The sequence below is a fragment of the Paenibacillus sp. GbtcB18 genome, assembly GCF_019091125.1.
Classification (GTDB): Bacteria; Bacillota; Bacilli; order Paenibacillales; family NBRC-103111; genus Paenibacillus_F; species Paenibacillus_F chitinolyticus.
This window is the reverse complement of the sequence record NZ_JAGXJX010000010.1, coordinates 108,663-129,784: the sequence shown is the minus strand read 5'-3', so window position 1 is coordinate 129,784 and position 21,122 is coordinate 108,663. Positions and strand designations below refer to the sequence as shown.

18 protein-coding genes are annotated in these 21,122 nt (G+C 42.0%); 1 reads left to right on the top strand and 17 read right to left on the bottom strand.

The features are described 5' to 3' along the window. Positions 1 to 128: 128 nt before the first annotated feature. The 5 genes from KVT34_RS24800 to KVT34_RS24780 all read right to left on the bottom strand — a co-directional run bounded on the left by KVT34_RS24800 (position 129) and on the right by KVT34_RS24780 (position 6,618). A complete protein-coding gene (locus tag KVT34_RS24800; protein WP_042233772.1) occupies positions 129 to 1,013 on the bottom strand; it encodes a YitT family protein in 885 nt (294 codons plus the stop codon). 348 nt (positions 1,014 to 1,361) lie between these two features. Beyond that, a protein-coding gene (prfB, locus tag KVT34_RS24795; RefSeq protein WP_217562115.1) for a peptide chain release factor 2 occupies positions 1,362 to 2,475 on the bottom strand; the annotation gives its coding sequence in 2 pieces (ribosomal slippage) (positions 1,362 to 2,402 and positions 2,404 to 2,475; 1,113 coding nt in all). A gap of 198 nt (positions 2,476 to 2,673) precedes the next feature. Further along, a complete protein-coding gene (gene secA, locus KVT34_RS24790) occupies positions 2,674 to 5,178 on the bottom strand; it encodes a preprotein translocase subunit SecA (protein WP_217562113.1) in 2,505 nt (834 codons plus the stop codon). Between the two features lie 496 nt (positions 5,179 to 5,674). After that, the gene (gene hpf, locus KVT34_RS24785; RefSeq protein WP_042233776.1) at positions 5,675 to 6,223 is read right to left on the bottom strand and encodes a ribosome hibernation-promoting factor, HPF/YfiA family; all 549 of its coding nucleotides are present in this window, start codon (positions 6,221 to 6,223) and stop codon (positions 5,675 to 5,677) included. Positions 6,224 to 6,420: 197 nt separating this feature from the next. Continuing rightward, positions 6,421 to 6,618: a cold shock domain-containing protein gene (locus tag KVT34_RS24780; protein WP_009677088.1), complete on the bottom strand. Its 198-nt coding sequence runs from the start codon at positions 6,616 to 6,618 to the stop codon at positions 6,421 to 6,423. Positions 6,619 to 6,963: 345 nt separating this feature from the next. Here KVT34_RS24780 and KVT34_RS32645 point away from each other — a divergent pair, with 345 nt between their 5' ends. Continuing rightward, a complete protein-coding gene (locus KVT34_RS32645) occupies positions 6,964 to 8,880 on the top strand; it encodes a glycosyltransferase (protein WP_217562111.1) in 1,917 nt (638 codons plus the stop codon). Positions 8,881 to 8,950: 70 nt separating this feature from the next. Here the strand turns inward: KVT34_RS32645 and KVT34_RS24770 are convergent, their stop codons facing one another. The 12 genes from KVT34_RS24770 to flgL all read right to left on the bottom strand — a co-directional run bounded on the left by KVT34_RS24770 (position 8,951) and on the right by flgL (position 21,121). Then, entirely contained in the window at positions 8,951 to 10,822 is a 1,872-nt protein-coding gene (locus KVT34_RS24770) for a glycosyltransferase (RefSeq protein WP_217562109.1), read from the bottom strand. A 22-nt stretch (positions 10,823 to 10,844) separates the two neighbouring features. Then, the gene (locus KVT34_RS24765; RefSeq protein WP_217562107.1) at positions 10,845 to 11,930 is read right to left on the bottom strand and encodes a glycosyltransferase family 2 protein; all 1,086 of its coding nucleotides are present in this window, start codon (positions 11,928 to 11,930) and stop codon (positions 10,845 to 10,847) included. Between the two features lie 71 nt (positions 11,931 to 12,001). Next, positions 12,002 to 15,175 carry an IPT/TIG domain-containing protein gene (locus KVT34_RS24760; protein WP_217562105.1) on the bottom strand — a complete coding sequence of 1,058 codons (3,174 nt, stop codon included), beginning with the start codon at positions 15,173 to 15,175 and terminating at the stop codon, positions 12,002 to 12,004. Positions 15,176 to 15,193: 18 nt separating this feature from the next. Beyond that, positions 15,194 to 15,520, bottom strand: coding sequence for a hypothetical protein (locus tag KVT34_RS24755; RefSeq protein ID WP_217562103.1), 327 nt, complete (start codon positions 15,518 to 15,520; stop codon positions 15,194 to 15,196). Next, complete coding sequence (gene fliS / locus KVT34_RS24750; RefSeq protein WP_217562101.1) at positions 15,510 to 15,908, bottom strand: flagellar export chaperone FliS; 399 nt, start codon at positions 15,906 to 15,908, stop codon at positions 15,510 to 15,512. The genes KVT34_RS24755 and fliS overlap by 11 nt, the downstream gene beginning before the upstream one ends. A gap of 53 nt (positions 15,909 to 15,961) precedes the next feature. Continuing rightward, positions 15,962 to 17,449 (bottom strand): flagellar filament capping protein FliD, encoded by a 1,488-nt coding sequence (gene fliD, locus KVT34_RS24745; protein ID WP_217562099.1) that lies wholly within the window; start codon positions 17,447 to 17,449, stop codon positions 15,962 to 15,964. Between the two features lie 20 nt (positions 17,450 to 17,469). Beyond that, positions 17,470 to 17,817 (bottom strand): flagellar protein FlaG, encoded by a 348-nt coding sequence (locus tag KVT34_RS24740; RefSeq protein WP_217562097.1) that lies wholly within the window; start codon positions 17,815 to 17,817, stop codon positions 17,470 to 17,472. Positions 17,818 to 17,890: 73 nt separating this feature from the next. Next, positions 17,891 to 18,715: a flagellin N-terminal helical domain-containing protein gene (locus KVT34_RS24735; RefSeq protein WP_217562095.1), complete on the bottom strand. Its 825-nt coding sequence runs from the start codon at positions 18,713 to 18,715 to the stop codon at positions 17,891 to 17,893. Positions 18,716 to 18,879: 164 nt separating this feature from the next. Continuing rightward, positions 18,880 to 19,131, bottom strand: coding sequence for a carbon storage regulator CsrA (gene csrA / locus KVT34_RS24730; protein ID WP_217562094.1), 252 nt, complete (start codon positions 19,129 to 19,131; stop codon positions 18,880 to 18,882). Next, positions 19,132 to 19,563, bottom strand: a complete 432-nt coding sequence (gene fliW / locus KVT34_RS24725; protein WP_217562092.1) for a flagellar assembly protein FliW — start codon at positions 19,561 to 19,563, stop codon at positions 19,132 to 19,134. 62 nt (positions 19,564 to 19,625) lie between these two features. Then, a complete protein-coding gene (locus tag KVT34_RS24720) occupies positions 19,626 to 20,198 on the bottom strand; it encodes a DUF6470 family protein (RefSeq protein ID WP_217562090.1) in 573 nt (190 codons plus the stop codon). An 11-nt stretch (positions 20,199 to 20,209) separates the two neighbouring features. Beyond that, on the bottom strand, positions 20,210 to 21,121 hold the full coding sequence (gene flgL / locus KVT34_RS24715) for a flagellar hook-associated protein FlgL (RefSeq protein WP_217562088.1): 912 nt from the start codon (positions 21,119 to 21,121) through the stop codon (positions 20,210 to 20,212). Between the last annotated feature and the right edge of the window lies 1 nt (position 21,122).

Below are 21,122 nucleotides of genomic sequence, written 5' to 3'. Positions count from 1 at the left end.
AAAAACAGCTGCCTTTAAAGACAGCTGTTTTCCACTACAGGATATAGGTTCGAAGTTGAGTTCTTTTGAAGAGGATCAGTCTCTGCGTCTTATAGCTTTTATACAGAATGTTTTGTATATATGCAGAATTATACCGCTCGTTTGAAACCTTCCCCCAACACCTCGTTCGCATTGCTTAAAATGATAAACGCTTGTGGGTCGATCGACTGTACCAGCGCTTTGAGCTTGCTGACTTCGCTTTGACTGACGACAACCATCAGCACAAGCCGCGCATCACCCGTGTAACCGCCGGCTCCGTTTAACTGGGTCAGGCCACGATCCAGATCATGAAGGATCGCTTCGCGAAGCTTCTCCGGATCGTTCGAAATGATGTAAGCCACCTTCGATGTGTTGAGCCCGACTTGGACGATATCAATGGTTTTCGTGGTCACAAAGAGACCGATCAACGCGTAAAGAGCTTTTTCAGGACCGAAAAAAATTCCGGCCAGCAAAATGACCATTCCGTCAAAAACGGCAACCGATACACCCAGGCTCAAACCGGAATACTTATGTAAAATTTGCGAGGAAATACTGAAGCCTCCCGTTGAGCCGCGGCCGCGGAACACGATCCCGATACCAAGCCCCAGCACCATGCCGCCGTAGATCGTTGCAAGCAGAATGTTATGAGTCAGGGTAGGCAGATGGCTGGTCAGCATAACGCAGAGCGGCAGCACGATCGAACCCACGACTGCCTTAAGGCTGTAGGAGCGGTCCAGAAGCCACAAGCCAAGGAGAAATAACGGAATATTCAAACCCCACTGCGTTAAAGCCGGCTGCCAGCCCAAGGTTTGCTGGATAATGGTCGACAGGCCCGATACCCCTCCGGAAGCAACCTGATTGGGATTGAGAAAGACGTTAAAACTGATGGAAATAATCAAACAACCGATCAGCAGCATCGCATATTCGTACACTTTCTGCTGCGGACTGTTCAGGACAAGACGGGCTTTTCTCCGTTTGCCTTTGGCCATAGCCATGGGCATTCCTCCTATCTTTTACCGGCCGTTCGCGCCGGTTATCTCTAGTTTTGCCTGATGAAGGTCTATTGTTGTATGAGTAAGGCACTGGGATTATTATGGCATTAAAAGAAGAGTTTGCCTACCTCTAATTAACCACTGGTCAAAAATAATTCGGGAGCGTTGCAGAACCTTGTATAAGACTGGTTCGCACTGTGCCCGGGCACCCTTCCGGTTTTGAACAGATCCCGGGTTTTCGCAGGCTCGCCCGCGCGCTAAGTGCTTGAACCCTCTCGACTGGCCCATCGACCTCTGAATATACAAAAAATGCGGGGCCGCAGGCACTCGGCCCCCTTCCCCGCACGCTTCTTATTCTTCTTTCTTCTGGATCTGCAGACGCAGATAAGCATCGATGAACGGATCGAGATCGCCGTCCATTACCGCTCCCACATTGCCTGTCTCTTCCGTAGTCCGGTGATCCTTGACCATGCTGTACGGATGGAAGACGTACGAACGGATCTGGCTGCCCCACGCAATGTCGGACTGTTCTCCGCGGATTTCCGCGAGATGCTTCTCCTGCTCTTCGATCTTCTTCTCGTAGAGCTTCGATCTCAAGTGCTTCATGGCACGTTCCCGGTTCTTGATCTGGGAACGTTCCGTCTGGCACGTCACCACGACGCCCGTCGGCAAGTGCGTAATCCGCACGGCCGAATCCGTCGTGTTGATGTGTTGGCCGCCCGCTCCGCTCGCGCGGTACGTGTCGATCTTCAAATCCTCCGTGCGGATATCGATCTCCACATCATCTTCGATCTCCGGCACCACGTCGCACGACACGAATGACGTGTGGCGGCGGCCCGAAGCGTCGAACGGCGAGATGCGCACAAGGCGGTGTACGCCCTTCTCCGCTTTAAGATACCCGTAGGCGTTGTGGCCCTTGATGAGGAGCGTAACGCTCTTCACGCCGGCCTCGTCTCCGGGAAGATAATCGAGCACCTCGACCTTGAAGTCCCGTTTCTCTGCCCATCGGCGGTACATCCGCAGCAGCATCTCCGCCCAGTCCTGGGACTCCGTCCCGCCCGCGCCCGGATGCAGCTCGAGAATGGCATTCAGCCGGTCGTACGGCTGATTGAGCAGCAGCTGCAGCTGGAAGTCTTCCAGCTTGCGGAGAACGCCTTTCAGCCCGTCGGCCAGTTCGGCCGCCATGTCCTCGTCGTTCTCCTCGTCAGCCAGCTGCGCCATCACGTCCAGGTCTTCATATTCATTATTCAGCGCCTGGAACTGATCCACAACGCTCTTTATGGCGTTGAGTTCGCCGATGATTTTCTGGGCCTTCTCGTTATCGTCCCAGAAATCCGGCGCCGCCATCTTTACTTCATAATCTCCGATCTCTTCGAGCTTATGATCTAAGTCAAAGAGACCCCCTTAATTCCGTTAGTCGCTTTGCAATTTCGCGCAGGTCTTGTTTCACTTCCGGTTCCAGCATACCAACACCTCGGAGTCCTCATATTTGATCTAGCAGTTAGTTGTAATACAGAGTAGTAAAAAAATTTGCCGGTCCCGGCTGCTCTCAGCTTATCATAACCGGGCCTGCGCCAGGATATAAGCGAATATGCAAGGCTATGCATGAAAAATGCATAACCTTGCATAAGATACAACTTATAAAATCCCGGCCGGATGCGGATTACGCTCCGTGGCACTGCTTATATTTCTTCCCGCTTCCGCAAGGGCAAGGATCGTTGCGGCCGATTTGCTCTTCTTTTACGATCGGCTGTTTGCCTGCGGATTCCACTTTGGGATCCACGGCTTGCCCTTCGGCCACGGCTTGACGCTCCAGATTGCTTTCGACATGGGCCTTCATGATATAAGTGGCCACTTCTTCCTGGATGCTGTCGACCATTTCGTGGAACATTTCGAAGCCTTCGAACTGGTATTCGCGAAGCGGATCCGTGCCGCCGTATGCCCGAAGGTGAATCCCTTGGCGCAGCTGATCCATCGCGTCGATGTGATCCATCCATTTGGAGTCGACCGCACGCAGTACGACGACTTTCTCAAATTCGCGCATAAATTCAGTGCCGATCTGTTCTTCGCGCTCGTTGTATTTATCTTTGACTTTCTCATCAATAAATTCAATGATTTCGTCGATCTCTTTACCCCAGATATCTTTGCTGTTCAAGGCATCTTCGGAAAGGAAGTTGTTGTTGACATAGTCGACAACCGCCTGCAGATCCCACTCTTCCGGAATTTGAGACTCGCTGCAATGGGCGTTCACGATACGCTCAATGCTGGAACGAAGCATCGTCTCCACGATCTCACGGATATTCTCGGACTCGAGCACTTCACGGCGCTGTTTATAAATAATTTCACGCTGCTGGTTCATAACGTCGTCATATTGGAGGACGACTTTACGCATATCGAAGTTGTTGCCCTCTACACGCTTCTGAGCGGACTCGATCGCACGCGTGATAAGCTTGCTCTCGATCGGCTGATCTTCTTCCATGCCAAGACGGTCCATCATAGCCATGATGTTCTCGGCACCGAAGCGCTTCATCAGTTCATCGCCAAGCGACAGATAGAACTGGGAGGAACCCGGGTCACCCTGACGGCCCGCACGACCGCGAAGCTGGTTATCGATCCGGCGGCTCTCATGGCGCTCCGTACCGATAATATGCAGACCGCCGATTTCGTGGACTTGATCGCCCAGCATAATATCGGTACCGCGGCCCGCCATGTTCGTTGCGATCGTTACGGCGCCGGCTTGTCCCGCGCGGGAGACGATTTCCGCCTCTTCGGCGTGGTACTTCGCGTTAAGCACCTTATGCTGAACGCCTTTTTTCTTCAGCATTTCGGACAGCAGCTCGGAGTTCTCGATGGAAACGGTACCGACCAGCACCGGCTGTTTATTTTTGTGGCGCTCGACGATTTCTTCCACGACCGCCTTGAACTTGCCCATTTCCGTCTTATACACAACGTCAGGCATATCTTTACGGATCATCGGACGGTTAGTCGGCACAATAATAACGTCCAGACCGTAGATCTTCTTGAACTCTTCTTCCTCCGTCTTCGCCGTACCGGTCATACCGGCCAGCTTGCGGTACATACGGAAATAGTTCTGGAACGTGATCGTTGCCAGCGTCATGCTTTCGTTCTGCACCTGGAGCTGCTCTTTCGCTTCGATCGCCTGGTGCAGACCTTCGCTGTAGCGGCGGCCCGTCATCAGACGGCCCGTAAATTCGTCGACGATCAGAACTTCATCGTCCTGAACGACATAATCCACGTCGCGGCGCATAATGACGCGTGCTTTCAGAGCCTGGGTAACGTGGTGGTTGAGTGTAACGTTCTGATGATCGAACAGGTTCTCAATCCCGAACGCTTTCTCCGCTTTCTCCACACCCTGCTCCGTCAAAGACACGGAACGCACTTTAATATCGACAGTATAATCTTTCTCCGCTTCCAGCTTGCTCACAAAACGGTCCGCCGCATAATACAAATCCGTAGATTTGGCAGCTTGTCCCGAAATGATCAGCGGTGTTCTCGCTTCATCGACCAGAATGGAATCCACTTCGTCGATAACGGCAAAATAAAGCGGACGCTGAACCATCTGCTCTTTGTAAAGCACCATATTATCGCGCAAATAGTCGAATCCGTATTCATTGTTCGTGCCGTATGTGACATCGCAAGCATAAGCAGCCTGCTTCTGTTCATGCGAAAGATCATGAAGATTGACCCCGACGGTCATCCCCAGGAAATCGTAAATCTGGCCCATTTCGCCGCTGTCACGCTGCGCCAGATAGTCATTGACGGTAACCACGTGCACGCCTTTGCCCGCCAGCGCATTCAGATAGACGGGAAGCGTACCGACGAGGGTTTTACCTTCACCGGTTCTCATCTCGGCGATTTTGCCTTCGTGCAGCACCATGCCGCCGATTAACTGCACGTCATAGTGACGCTTGCCCAGCACCCGCTTGGAGGCTTCACGCACAACGGCAAATGCTTCCGGCAGAATGTCGTCCAGGTCTTCGCCCTTTTCCAGACGCTCGCGGAACTCGACGGTTTTGCCTTTTAATTGTTCGTCGGACAGAGCGGAAATTTCCGGCTCGAGCCCATTTATAGCATCGACTGCTTTCCAATATCGCTTGATTTCACGTTCGTTGGAATCACCAAACATTTTTTTGACCAGTCCTAGCATCGGTGAACCCCTTTCCCTTACACTCAGTATCCTTAAATTGTATCAGTTTGCTCGTCAAGCCGCAACAAAACAAGGCTTCAGAGCGTGAACATTTCAGTTTATCAGATGTGGTTCTCTGTAGCAAACCTACTCCTTTACATACGTAAAAGCTCGCGCTTTGTTGCAGTTGTTGTCGGCAAAGCCACTGAAAAGCCGTTTTTTCATTTCCAAAGTTGGCGAAATTTTACCGTCCGGCTGTTGAACAGACGAAAACCTCTGGATTTGTTATATTTTTTTCGTAAACATGCGCAAAATCTGCGAGCTTCTTTCTACTATTAAAGAGAAGATAGCGTAACGCTGGCTTCCACGTCAAACGTCAGCTTTATTCACCCATTTTTGTGCTGGATATAGGCTATTAACATTTAAAAAGCCTGATCCTGTCGGATCAAGCTTTGGTTTCATAGTTTCAGTTGGAAGTTCGTCTGGCATTTGCCGTAATCAGTAAGACGGGTTGGGGTCAAATAGCCGGTTCGATCAGACCGTATCTGCCATCGTCCCTTTTATAGACCACGTTCACTTGCTCTGTGTCCATGTTGGAAAAAACGAAGAAATCATGACCAACCATGTTCATCTGCAGAATCGCTTCGTCGATATCCATCGGTTTCAGCGTGAACCGCTTCGTCCGGACCAGTTCGTAATCCTCCTCTTCCTCATCCATGGTGAGAACCGGGCTTTCCAGCTTGCTCAATTCGCGTTTGTTGCCTTCCAGGCGGATTTTACGATTCATTTTCGTTTTGTGTTTGCGGATTTGACGTTCCAGCTTGTCGACCACCAGGTCAATTGCCGCATACATGTCTTGATCTTTATTCTCGGCACGGAGCAGGACGCCCTGGAGCGGAATCGTCACTTCCACCGTGTGGATGTTTTTGACTACGCTAAGTGTCACATATCCTTCCGAGTTGAGGGGGGCTTCAAAGTACTTCTCCAGTCTGCTCAGCTTTTTCTCCACATACTCCCTGAGGGCAGCTGTTATCTCGAGATGATCTCCTCGAACGGTGAATTTCATATAAAACTCCTCCCTTCTGTCTCTATTATACACCAACTATTTTGAATATTCAAAAAATCTTAATATACGTTTCGTGTCCGTTCTGCGGCTAAATGGTGAACGCCGGGCGCATGCAAAAAAACACCCCGGATCGCAATCCAGGGTGCTGGTTCAAACATTTGTGCCATGTTTTATGAACCGGCCAAACGGCCGAATAATTACAGCTTGTTTACGTTAGCTGCTTGTGGTCCGCGAGCGCCTTCCACGATGTCAAACTCGACAGCCTGACCTTCTTCTAGTGTTTTGAAACCGTCCGTTTGGATTGCAGAGAAATGTACGAATACGTCTCCGCCGTCCTCACGCTCGATGAAACCGTAGCCTTTTTCCGCATTGAACCATTTTACTTTACCTTGCATCGGACACATTCCCTTCGTCTTCAAATAAATGTAAGCCTTTGCTTACCTTTTGAATATATCACCGCGGAAATAATTGTGTCAATCTGATGACAAGATAATCCTAAATATTTTGAAAATTTAGGTATTCACACTTTCGACAGCATAGGCTTTAAGCCCTAGATCCCTTTTCGAAAGCGGGATTTAAGCACTTATTCACAGAGTTATCAACAAAGTTATACACATTGTCCACAGGCTAAAAAGCAACTGGTATAAGGGTAATTTCGTACTTCAGAAATCGATTAACAAAAGAGTTTCTTTCACCGATAAACTATATAGTAACCATCCAAAATGATTGAGGGGATATCTGTGAAACCACGTATTTTAATAGCAAGTCCAATCTATCAAAAACCTGACATTTTAAATGAGTTTTTATTGTCGATCGAGGGATTAGATAAAACTGACTTAGAAGCCGATTTATTTTTTATAGATGATAATCATGATATTCAATCAACTGATATACTCACCGGTTTCTCGTATAGTTCGGGGAAGAAGCTTATATTACCCGGATTTTTGCCTTCAAATCGTTCAAGTGAAGAAAACAGTCATCAATGGAAGGAAGAAACTATTTGGAAGGTCGCAAAATACAAAAACAGAATCATTGAGTACTGTATAGAAAAAAACTATGATTATCTCTTTCTGATAGATTCTGATTTAGTGCTTCATCCTCAAACCCTACAACAGCTTCTTTCCACTCAAAAGGATATCATTTCTAACATTTTCTGGACCCAGTGGGATTTGAATAAAGACACCGTTTACCCTCAAGTTTGGTTAAGCGACCACTATAATCAGTTCCAAATTAAACGGGGAGAAACCATTTCACAAGAAGAGAAACACTCGAGACGGAATCATTTTTTTCAACAGTTAAAACAACCAGGCCTGTATCAGGTAGGCGGACTGGGTGCCTGTACTCTTATAAGCCATAAAGCATTGAGGGCTGGAGTAAATTTCAACGAAGTACCCAATATTAACTTTATGGGCGAAGACAGACATTTCTGTATCAGAGCCGCCGTACTAGGGTATGAATTGTTTGTTGATACCCATTTTCCAGCATTTCATATTTATCGTGAGAGAGACCTTGAAAAACTTACAGATTTTAAAAACAATTACAGTTCTCTATACGAACAAATAAAAGTTTATCAAATCAAGAAAAATATAATGAATGGCTTCCAAAATTTCGGGACCTCACATTATGATAAGGGAAATAAAAGTAATTGGGCCCCCTATTTTACTGATAAAATGGCAGCTACACTTAATGAAATGGCTGAAAGCGAAGCCGAACATAACTTAATCAGTAAGCTAAAGGTTACTTGCCAGGTTAGTAATGTTGTTCTAACCCCTACCCAAGAAAATTTTGATGCTGAATTTAGATTAATAAATTGCGGAATTGAAAAGGCCACAAGATTTACAGACCACTTTTTGTGTAGGTCACATATAAAGTTCGATAGAGAAACAAGAAGGTATTTGATCGATTCCTTCGAAATAATTGAATCAGCAAAAACCTCGGCTCCTTTTATTCTGCGCAAGCCAAAGAAACTAACACTTTCCATGACGATTAAAAATGAAAGCGAAAGATACTTAGAAAGGGTACTTAAAGAACACATTCATTATATAGATGAGGCCGTAATTATAGACGACTGTTCTACGGATAATAGCGTTGAGATTTGTGCTTCCATCCTGAAAACAACTCCTCATCATATTATAAGAAACGACAGTTCGCTTTTTCATACGGAGTACAAGTTACGAGAACTACAATGGAAAAAAACTATAGATACCGATCCCGATTGGATTTTAAATATGGATTCGGATGAAATATTTGAGACGCGGTTCAGACGGGATATTCATCAATTGATCGATCAGGATAGCTTTGATACTATCTGTTTTCGTCTTTATGATTTTTGGAATGAAGATTATTATAGAGAGGATAAATATTGGTCTGCCCACTTGAGTTACAAGCCTTTTCTCGTCCACTTTAATCCAACCGCCCATTATAAATGGAACAATAAAAAGCAACATTCCGGACGATTCCCTGATAATATTGTTAATGATTTTCAAGTAGGTACATCCCAGCTTCGTGTGAAGCATTGGGGGTGGATGAACCCCGTAGACAGGATAGAAAAGTATAAGAGATACATGAAACTAGATCCGGATGGCTTATACGGTTCACTAGAACAGTACAATACAATTCTTGATGAAAAACCTACTCTAGTCCTTTGGCAAGAATAAGAAGAACATGGAAATAAATAAAACCTCAACCTTCTTTCATAAGGGTTGAGGTTTTTATAAATTTGTCATTTCATAGAGTATGGGCCCATGGAGATTCCGGAATGAATTTTTTTAATTGCTCAGCAGCATCTTCTTTTATCTGGCCATCCCCAACACTTAAGGCTAAGTTGTAAATTTTAAATGCTACTTCAAAGGTTGACTCTGCCATTTTAGCCTGCTCGTAATAATAATAGCTATCCCCTTTTTGCCCTAATTCTTTTAATAAATCACCAGCTAAACAATAAATTTTATATTTTTCTGAATGCTCCGTTGGTTCTATAATTGAGTCTAAAGCTAATTCCATAAAGTTAAATTTCTTTAGCATCTCAGCTACTAAGAATCTTACATATGGGATCTGAACGTTAAGCATAAAGTATTCAACAAGATCATATTGTTTTAAAGTAAGGATATCGTATAACAACTCTTGCAATATATTTTCTAATTCAGGCGTAATTTTTCCGCGATCTAGGGATTCTCTCCTAATTATCCGTTCTATTATTACATGTTCTTTTATGGTTATATTTTTGCAATATCTATGCTTTTTATAGTAACTTTCATCTCTTGTGAGTACAGACAAATATATTATCTCTCGATAATTAGTCTCCGATAAAGTTTTCCTCTTAGACCACGCTTCTTTAGCTTCTTCCAATTGGTTATTTACTTGCATAGCCCATGCTTTTACATCTTCATCAAACTCGACTTTATACACTTTTTGCATTTCAACTAATAAGGGACTTCTTAGTTGATACAAAGCTTTTAGAACAGCCGAGATTTGTTCGTAATCCCGCATGTTAAATGTTTTATTCATTTTAGCAATGATGTCGTCATAACTTGCGTTCACGTTCAAATCCATCCAAATTTTAAAAGATGGCATGTAAAGTGGATTGTTTTTAATACTTAAATGAAGTTGATTCCATGCTTGATCTACGTCCCCTAAGGTTAAATAAATTTTAGCCAATAAAGCATGAGCCATATAAGAACCTACGCCTTGTTGGGAAATAAGGAACGGATCCTTTACTTCGCCTTGTTCCAAGCAAGTTAAGAAACTGGCTTCAGCATCTCGTAAATATCCTAACTTTTCATAAACAAGTCCAATATAAAAATAATAGTCTGTGTACATCGGTAATATCTTTGAAGCATCTTTTAGAATATCTAAAGATTCTTTAAACATTTTTTTCTCAAAAAGACATTGAACCAGGTTAATCAATAATTTGTGTGTGAATGCTTTATTGCTGTCCATCGAATAGGATTTTCGGTATAATTCAATAGCTTTATCAAAATTTTGTTCCATTCTATATTGATTACCAAGATTATAGTAATTGAATGCTGTTGGATTTTTTTTTATTTCTTTCTCTAAGAGGCTTCTATTTCGGCTTTTTTTATTCTTATTTTTTACGACAGTGTCCATATAACCATCGTGATTAATAAATGCAGCAAGAAAGCCCCCTTCATTAGAAGAAAGTCCCTGCAAATCTATCTGTTCATGAATTGACCCCGCAAAGGAAAATCCTCTTTTAAAAAGTCTGATCAAAGAATGATTTTCTACAACTCCCACTTGTATCTGATTTCGTATAGTTAAATAATAAAATTCATGTTCAAAGGACTGTTTAAATACTGAAAGGTCTGTGTCTTCGCTTATCCATTCATCCCCGTCGAGAGATAAGATATAGTCAGAGGTCGCAAATTGATTTGCAAAATTACGAGCATCAGCGAAATCATCGCGCCATTTATAAGAATGAACCTGGGCCCCGTGTTTCTTGGCAATTGCTATAGTATTATCTGTCGAACCAGTATCAATGATAATCATTTCATCTATAAAATCTTTGACACTTGCAAGGCATCTATCTAATGTTCTTTCTTCATCTTTCACAATCATGCACAATGATATGGTTTGGCTTTTCATAAACTTGCTCTCCCTAGCTTAATTATATTAACTCATCGAGTCTTTTTTTTGCTAATGAATAGCCATAAGAATGACTTAAGCGATAACATTCAACAGCCTTTTGCTTTTGATTAGTAATTTCATAATAAAGCCCTAAATTATATAAAGCTTTAAATGTGCCTACACCAGTAACCGTTTCATATTTATTGGAATCTGCCTCACCCAGCTCCAAACATGTATTATAAATTTCCGGTAACTTGCTAAATAAATTAACATTCGCGGATTCTATAATATAACTACCATACATAAAATATAAATCGGTATAATCGGGGTAACTTTTTAGTGCTGTAGCTAACAAATTTAATAGTTCAGACCAAGCTTTTTTCTTTAACAAACTATACCCATAATAAAAAAGGATACTCGGTAATAAGGAACTAGGCGAGTAGCTGTTATTACTTAGAAGGTACGCCTTTTCTAGAAATACACAAGCTTCAGTGAATTCCTTGGCTACATAATAGGTTCTTCCTAGCTGAAATAATGTATATATATCATCTTCGGCATCATTTAACTGCTTGAGAAGTAATGAGATATTTCTGTTTAACTTATTCTTGGATTCAATAATATGTTTCTGATAGCCGATATGCAATAATTTTATGTTTGTTCGATGTACTTTGTAATCAGAAGTTTCATTGGTAAGTTGTTCATGAATAATTCCTTGATAATAATAGCCTTTAAAGGCTGGAAAAATTCTTGTAATGTAGGTTTCCGTTTTTTCATTCTCACTAACTTCATTGATAATGCTCACCTTACCGGGAGAATCGCTCAGCGCATGGATGTATTCTTTTAATTCATCCTCCGTACCTAGATATCTCTCGTCTGCATCCATCATAAAGATGAATTTTTCCTGTGCAAGCTCAATCAATTTATTTCTTGCTTCACTGAAGTCTTCTTGCCAATCGCTTTGTGCTACCCTGGCACCTTCATTTCTAGCTTTACTTACTGTACTGTCAGTTGATCCTGTATCCAAAACTATAATTTCTTTAACAAAAGGTTTGATTGAGTGTATGGCATCACAAATATATTCCTCCTCATTTTGAGTTAGGATACAGACACTGATTGGCAAAACCAAAATCATCACACCTTTTATTAATAATTTAAAGAAGGGAGCCGAACTGGCTCCCTCTCCTTAACTGCAATAAATCACTTATACTCAAAATTTAAAGTGCCACTCTCCTGCCCATCAGGATTGACAATTTTAACAGGTACTGCACCTATTGCCGATCCCTTAGGGGAGAAAATTCGAAGACGCGTATTGTTGATAAATTCCGCAGTATACGTAACCCCATCCCATACTACTACAGCACCGCTTTTAATATTGGCGCCATCCAAGTATAAAAGAGTTCCACCAGCAACAGGCCCACTATTGGGCAGCAGTTTAGTTAGTTTTGGTGCCGCAACAGGTGGTGGTACATCATAAGTGAACTGGCAAGTTGCTGAACTGCCACTAGGATTTGTTAATATAATGTCAACCGGACCTGAAGCATTACCCGCAGGGGTAGTAAATCTGATCCTCGTTGAATTGATGTATTCGGATTTGATCGCTTGACCATTAAATGTTAATGAAAGGCCCGATTCAAAGTTAACCCCGTCTATTATTACCAGCGTTCCTCCGGCTAACGGTCCATTGCCAGGGGTTACTTTCGTTACTGCCGGCTTAGGTTGGAGATAAGTATACGCATTCGATAATGTTGAAGATTTACCATCCGGGTTAGTAATTATAATATCGACCGTACCTTCTGTCGTGGAAGCGGGAACAACTACTTTTACACGAGTTTTATCGACAAAGGCATATAGATCGATTTGTGTTGATCCAAAGGAGACCTTTGCATTCTTCTGGAATTCATTTCCTATAAGGTCAACTACATTGCCACCTTTTATAGTCCCACTATTCGGACTAACAGATGTTAGAACGGGATCCGGGAAGACAGGGGGCGCATCATATGCAAAAGCATTAGGCATCGAAACAGACTTATTATCAGGATTTACAATTTTTATATCAACACTTCCAGGAGTAGTTGATACTGGCGAGAATATTCTTACTCTATTCGAGTTGATGTATTCTACACTAAGCTCTTTCTCAGCCCCATTACTAATCCAGTACAATTTAAGTCCATTTTGAAAACCTGTCCCATCTACATAAATCATAGTATTTCCACTCATCGGACCTTTTGTTTGCGATAACTTGGTTATGACTGGGTCCGGAAGGGCAGGAGGATCCTGGAAAGTATAACCTTGTGCTTGTGTAGTTGACTGTCCGTCTGGGTTAACTACTTGAATATCGACAGGACCAGAAACACTCCACAGTGGTGTTGTCAAACGTAAGCGTGTAGCAGTGATAAACTCCGTCTGAACTTCAGCTGTGCCTCCAAAAACTACCTTAGCACCTTTAACAAAATCCTTGCCATCAATTACAACTAGTTGGCTTGTATCTCGTCTACCTTGATTAGGAGTGATAGAAAGAATTGATGGGGCTGGTGGGGCTGGTGGGGCCTCATAACTATAAGCTTTCGACAAGATTGATTCGGTGCCGTCAGCATTTACAGCTTTTACATCCACGACTTCAGGTTGAACCCATGCAGGCGTTTTGACCGTTAATCTTTCACTTGAATTTAAAGTAACCGAAGGAGCTTCCACATTGTTAAAATAAACTTTTACTCCAGTTTTGAATTCCTTACCCGTTAAAACTACACTCTCGTTTCCTGTAAGAATACCAGTTGCTGGTGCAATGCCACTGAGTGTTATTTTAGGCGATTCGTTATAGGTAAAAGCATTTTTCAAGGTTGACAAGTATCCGTCCGGATTTTCTATTGTGACATCAACAGGTCCCGATAGGCTGGAAGGAGGGGAAATAACATACAGAGAACCATTGTTATTGTATGTTACCATAGTAGAATAATTTTCCCCAAATTTAACCTTAACCTCTGGGAGAAAATTTTTTCCCTTTACTATTACGGTTGTACCACCTGTTTGGAAACCATTGTTAGGAGAAATGCTTGTTATTTCTGGAATGCCGTAGTACAAGAAATCTGCGGTTGCAAACTGAGCATCCGTATTAACTACTTTAAGCTGCGCAGTACCTTGTGTTCCTGGAGGAGTTACGGCATTAATTTCAGTACCACTTATAACTTGAATGTTGCTAGCTAATTGACCATTTAAATAGACTTTAGCATTGGGTAAAAAATTCTCGCCTTTAATGCTAATTGCTTCTCCACCTGTAATCAATCCTTTAGAAGGTGTTACTTGATTGATTTTAGGAGCCGGATACTTCACTACTACGTTCACGGAAGGAATATCGTAATTTCGGGTAACACCCGTGTAATCTTTGTATGTTATAGTCGAACCCTTACTAACAGGAAACGTACCATCAACCGATCCTGTGTGACGGATCTTATAAGTAAAACTTAAGATATCCTTTTTTAATTCGAGGAATTTCCAAGTTAATGAATTTCCTTCAACTACAGGTTTCGGAATGTTATTGTCATATGAACCGGGCACAATCTCAAATCCCTCGGCTATAATATCTTTAACAATAACATCATATGCGCTGGCCAAACCAATTTCTTGTACAATAGCCGCGTATATCTCTTTCAATCCAACGGAACCTAGAATAAAATGGTGGTGATGGGAGGTAGTGGCCATATTTTTCATCAAAATATTCGGCGCACTTGTTAGGGGATCTTCATTGGTATTCAAAAGAGCAATGGTATAGAAAACGATGCCGGCATCTTTAGCTTCAAGAGCTTTTTTTAACGTATAATCAAATGCATTAAGACCGTCCCCAGCTCCAGTGGCTTGTCCATCCGTCAATAAAACGATAACGGGTTGAGCATCGGGACGGTGGTTGGCTAATAGTTCAGTAGCTTTCTGTATTGCGCTACCCGTATTGGTTCCGCCATTTGCAACTAAGGTATCAATATAATTTTTAGCACTCTGCTTATCTGTAGTAAGATTAAACGCTCCTACATTTGTACTAAAATCTACGATACCAACCTGATGTTTGGAGAAATCCATTAGATCAATAAATCCCTTAGCAGCGTCCTTAGCACTGTTCATTTTCTCGACGCCCATACTTCCCGATTTATCGATGATGAGGATAACATCATTTGGTTTTACCACATTGATGGGTGGCGTACCTTGTATATTTAGAGTTACTTCAGTTTCTCCGCCTACGGTCACAGTTGATGGATTAACCGATTTGGTCGCTGTTACATAATTTGTACTGATTGCTGCATTCGCAGGCTTAATTGGAAAGCCTACAAAAGAGAGCAAGAAAGCAAACAGTATAAGTAAAAAAGGTTGCATTTTTTTATGCATACCCAAAAGCCCCCCAACTTAATGTTTTTTATCAAAGAAATAAGATTCTCCATACTCAAAGACATCATATTTTTGAGAAATCTTTGGTGACAGCATATGTGTCTTCTCCATACGATCCATTTCTCTAATGGTTAGCAGCTTAACATTCTCATTTAATACTAATAGCTCTTTTAATAGCTCTAATTCTAAATCAGAATAAGGATTAGCTGATAATGATTCTAAAAATTCGTATAACCTATCAATTTCATCTGTATTTGATAGGTATATTTTAATATTATTGTTTGAAAGTATCTCTTCGAATATAACCCTTAACCTAACAATCGCATTCCTACGTTCATTTGTCATTTTTTAGACCTTGTCCACTCTTGGTCATATTCAAAGCCGTTTTCCATGTAATTGAAAATTCTTTAGAAAACTCGATTACTTCTTCCAACTGTTCACAATTCCTTTTAATAGCGAATTCATTTAAGAGGGATAAATAGTATACGTACAGGTCTCTTAATTGACTGGAAATTTCGTAATCAAAATTAAGAGTCCCCACTAACTCATAAAGTATTGCCCTTGCCCCATGAATCCGTTCAAGCATTTCTTCAAATTGCTGATTTTCAAAATTCATTTTGGCCATATTCAATTTTCGGTACAACTCTTCGTATAAAAGGAGGGTAAGGTCGCCTGGGCTAGCTGTTTCTACTTTTGTTTTCAAATATTGTTCTCTGTAATTCGATGCTATCATACGATTCTCTCCTTAAAACTCATGTGTTGTCGTTAATTGAATAGACGCCTAAATTAAGCTCTGCCGAGCTGTTGCGATAACCAGGAACCTTGGCTGTTTAACCTTTGAAGAGTAGTTTCCATCGCAGTAAACTGTTTATAGTATCTATTTTCAACAGTTTTCATTCGATTTTCTAGGGTTGACATGCGACTGTTGATATTTCGGATGGATTCTCCAAGTTGACTACTATCGGCAGTATCCGACAGAGTTGTTGTTCCGATCGTTTTTATAATTTTGTTAATCTGGTTGTTTAGATCCGTATAAATCCTTTCGGCATAACCAGTTTCAGATTTATAGTTTTTGTCCTTAGGATCTAAACTGCTGGACTTGGTAAACAAATTCATTACAGCATCGGGATCTTTTAAGACAGCATCCTGTAGCTTTTTCTCATCAAGCATAAGTTTGCCCAATTCACCAGGCTGCCCCTTCTGATAGGCTTTAAAAGTAATTCCTATATCCGATAGGGTATTGTAATTTTCCGGCAGTCCTTCAACCTTGGCAAGTAAAGAACTCCGGATTTTGCTAAGACCACTTGTTAAAATATCATCTTTGTACAGAATACCTGCTTTTGCTTTAGTTTCCCACAAGTTAATTTGTGTTTCCGTCATGGCTTCTCTTTGCTCATCAGTTAGTGGAGCATACCCTTTTGAAGGAATAGTTGTCGTTTTTGTATTTATTTTATCGACTAACTGATTATATTGATTTACGAATTCCTTAATTTGTGAGGCGATATTGTCTGTATCACGTGATACCTGCACGGTTACCGCTGTTGCAGAGACACCTTTTATATCAAATTTAATTCCATTAAACTCTAGGGCGTTATTCTGTAGTTCCATAGAAGTTCCGTTGATAGCAACAACAGCATTAGTACCTTTAATGGATTTATCTACTTCGAGTTTAAAGATACCTGCGGCTATATTAGCATTATCATTGGTGACTTTTATTGCAGCGGTATCACCAGTAGAGGTTGTCCCTAACATAAAACGCTTATTAATGCTATCATAGCTCATATTAACGCCAATTCCAGAACTGTTAACTTGCTTCATAACGGAATCATATGTTGAATCAGCCGTTACATTAACAACCGTGCTCTTTCCATTCGGGCCTTCTACAGTAAATTGACCTGTGACATTTATTTTGTCCTTGGGGTTAATATCTGTTGTAGAGCCTGACATTAGTGCAGAAGAAGCTAATTTATCCACTTCAATGGTATAACTTCCGGAAACTGCCGTTGAGGTAGTAGTCGCCGCTACGACTCCTGTATTGCTGCTACTTGCAGCTTGTTTATTATATCCCGATGAGAACCTCATTTTATCAATGATTGAGCGAATTGAAGTTAAGCTACTGTTCATATCCCTGTATTCGTCACGTTTCCAGGAGATAAGTTGTTTTTGCTGTTTCAGTTTATCTAGCGGCATTCTTTCGACTTTCATCAGATCTTTAATCATCTTATCGGTATCCAAACCCGATGCCATACCACCAAATTTAATGTTTGAAACCATCTTTTTACCTCCTTATCTCTCTATCTTTTTTCGTCCACCAAAATTCCTACTTGTCTTAACAATTGATCGACCAGTTCCAAATATTTTTCAGAAGGAATTTCTCGGATTATTTCTTGGGTATCTGTATTCATAACTTTAACAACAACTTGATTATTGCTTGAATGAACCGAATATTCCAAATGGATATTAGTTTGCTGTAGAGCTTTATTAGCTTTTTCAATAACCTCGGACATATGTAATTCCGCAATTGAGGGAATATTGGCAACCACTGGCTCTGCTTGTACTGTTTCCGCTGTCAACATCATCTGATCGTTTGGTTGTATATCCCGAACTTGAGGAACATGGCTTGACGTTTTATCAAGCTTCATTTTCCAACGCCCTTCCCTTCTATATTAAAAGACCGACCGGATAATCCGGCCGGTCCAATTGCAAAGGAATAAATTAACGAAGCAATTGAAGCACTCCTTGAGGCTGTTGGTTGGCTTGTGCCAGCATAGCAGTAGCTGCTTGTTGCAGAATTCCATTCTTAGTGAATTCAGACATTTCTTTCGCCATGTCAGTATCACGGATACGGGACTCAGCAGCTTGAAGATTCTCAGAAGTTGTTCCCAGGTTGTTGATAGTATGCTCTAAGCGGTTTTGTACAGCACCCAGGTTAGAACGAATTTCAGATACTTTATCGATTGCGCCTTGGACTTTAGTAAGGTTATCTTTAGCCACAGCATTGGTGCCATCCAGAGTCGTCAGTGCATTGACACCCAGAGACGTAGCATCAGCAGCTGCCAATGTCAATGTGATTGTATCATCGGCATTAGCTCCCACTTGGAAGACCAGATCCTTGCCGTCGACTGCGGAGCTAAGCAATTCTTTAGTGTTAAATTTCGTTTGGCTAGCAATGGAACCGATTTGATCAGTAAGTTGCTTAATTTCTGCGCCAATTTTATCATTGTCAATAGAAGTCAATACTTCGTTCGCCGCTTGAGTGTAGAGTTCGCCCATACGTTGCAGCATTGCATGAGTTTCGTTCAAAGCACCTTCAGCAGTTTGAATCAGGGAGATACCATCAAGTGCATTTTTCGACGCTTGCTCCAGGCCACGAACCTGGTTACGCATTTTTTCGGAAATAGCCAGGCCCGCTGCATCGTCAGCCGCACGGTTAATTCTGTAACCGGAGGAGAGCTTTTCCAGGGACTTGGATTGTTGAGTGTTATTAGACGATAGTTGACGTTGTGCATTGTAAGAAGAGATGTTGTGGTTAATACGCATGATTATATTCCTCCTTGAATGTAGGCAGTGATCGCATCCTTGCGTTCACCTAATTGTGGATTCAGCGAGTTTAGTCGGCCGCCCAAGCCCGCTTGCCTCCCATGATATATATATCGGACGAGAGTAATACTTACTTTAGGGTTTTTTAGATAATTTCAAAAAATTTATTCGTTTTTTTTAGTTGTATTGGGTAAACCCTTAAAAGTTTGGAGTAATGATGCGGCATTGGAATCGAGACGGACTGCAGCCTGATTTTCAGCTTGAATAGCTTGGTAAATCTCTTCGCGATGGATAGTTATTTCTTTAGGAGCCTCAATTCCTATTCTAACCTGATCCCCTGCAACGTCTAGTACGGTTAACACAATATTCTGCCCGATCATAATTTTTTCACCTTTGATACGCGAAAGTATAAGCATTCAGGCGCCCCCCTTAACTAGGGGATGTCTAAGGGAGTATTCATAGTTTTCTAACACAATTTGAGCTGCTTTATTCAGTCTTTTACATAAAATAATGGGGGCTTTCAGATTAATTGTAACGTTATCTTGCGCACGTACGGTAATGATCCCAAATACTTGTGTATCTGCTTCATTCTTTATACCAAGCTGTTCTATAATCATTTTAGGTAGGTCAAACTCATAATTGGGTTTGAATAAAAACGGTTCCGCAACAACCAAGGCTAAGTCTGCGTCCTCTAGAGACTGGAGGATGTGGAAAACTGAATCCTCCTCATCCAGTTGAAGTAAAGCATACCGTTTATAATTTTCGAAGCCAAATATGCCTGCCTCAAAAGTAATCAACTTTTCATCCGAAACCTCAATTTCACCAAATCTCGTAGATTGTATAATCATCAAATTTCCTCCTGTATAAAAGAAACAATAGCTATAATTCTATAGCTATTGTCTCATATGGTCTAAATAGATGCATCCCATTTGCCGCCCACTACTGAAAAAGAAATCATATTTTTCTGCTTTATATAGGTCTCTAATTTCCCAGGATCATATTGAACTCGAGGGCTGTTAAGAACAGGATCAAAAGTTATCGATCCAGGCTGAACCTCGATATTTACAGCACTAGGTCGGTACTCGATATCCACATTATCAAATGAAGGTTCACCAGTTAATTCTACCGGCCGATCCTTGAATGCATTTTGCCGTGCAATCTCGGCAAAAGCATTCGAATGGTTTGTTATCTCCATCATCCGGTCACCGTTTTGGGCGATCTCAGCGATGTTCTGCATGGAAATATCAAAAGCACTCTGTGCAATACGGTCTCTCATCTCAATGAGTTTAGATGAACCTAAGGCAGACCAAGCCACAGTAGAATCTATCTCAAGTTGTGATTTCTCCGTGGATACATTAACTTTTACATTTTCCCGATGAAGGTTCAATTCTGCATTGGGCTGCTCAATAGATAATTGGCCCGGAGTTTTAGAAAGGCCAATCTTGGTATACTGCTGGCTGATTTGAATGCGCGGAAGTTGCATTTAGGCTTCTCCTATCTCAAGAAGTCGAGCAAACTCGGGCGAATAATCCGTCCCATTGTATCGAGTGAAGCCTGGAAGACACTCTCCGCCGTCTTAAGATCCGTAATTGTTTTGGGCACATTAACATCTTCGATCTTAGATTGCAAATCCGTATAATTTAATGTGAGATCCTCTAAACGGTCCGTTGTAAATTGAAGCCGATTTTGGCGAGCACCAACATCAGCTTGAGCATAAAGAATACGGTCCATACTGGATTGAATATCTGTTATACTTTGCTCGATACCTGTTGTGTTGTCGTTATTCAAAGCAACCTTCAGATTGTCCAGCACTTTAAAGACATTGGTCACCTTAGTGGGGTCTGACGGATCCTGAAAGGTTCCGAACACATCTTTTCCAAGCGAATTTACGTCTACGTAAATACCCGCACCTATCTGATAACGCATAATCCCTTCATCAAGAGTATAGGCAGTATTCGCCGGATCATCCGAGAAAGGTTTCTGATCTGTTGTTTGTCCGTTAAAAATATACTTGCCCTTGAACTGGGAATTTCCGACGGCTACAAGTTGTTTATATAATTCGTCTATTTCAGATGCAAGAATTTTACGTGCTGCCGGATTAATAGATTCAGTCGCACCTTGTACAGCCTTTTCAGAAGCTGTTTGCAAGAGCTGCACTGCCTCGTTCATAACCGTATCCGAAAAATTCATCCAAGAATCCGCGTCTTTAGCGTTTTCGGTGAACTGGTCGGTCATATCGATTTCGCCTCTATAGCGAAGCGAGCTGGATATGCCCACCGGATCGTCGGAAGGCCGATTAATCCGCTGCTGCGTTAGCAACTGTTCTTGATACTTATCCAGCCGATTATAGTTCGTTTGTAGATTTTTCATCATCGACGAACTCATCATATTTTGTGTGATCCGCATT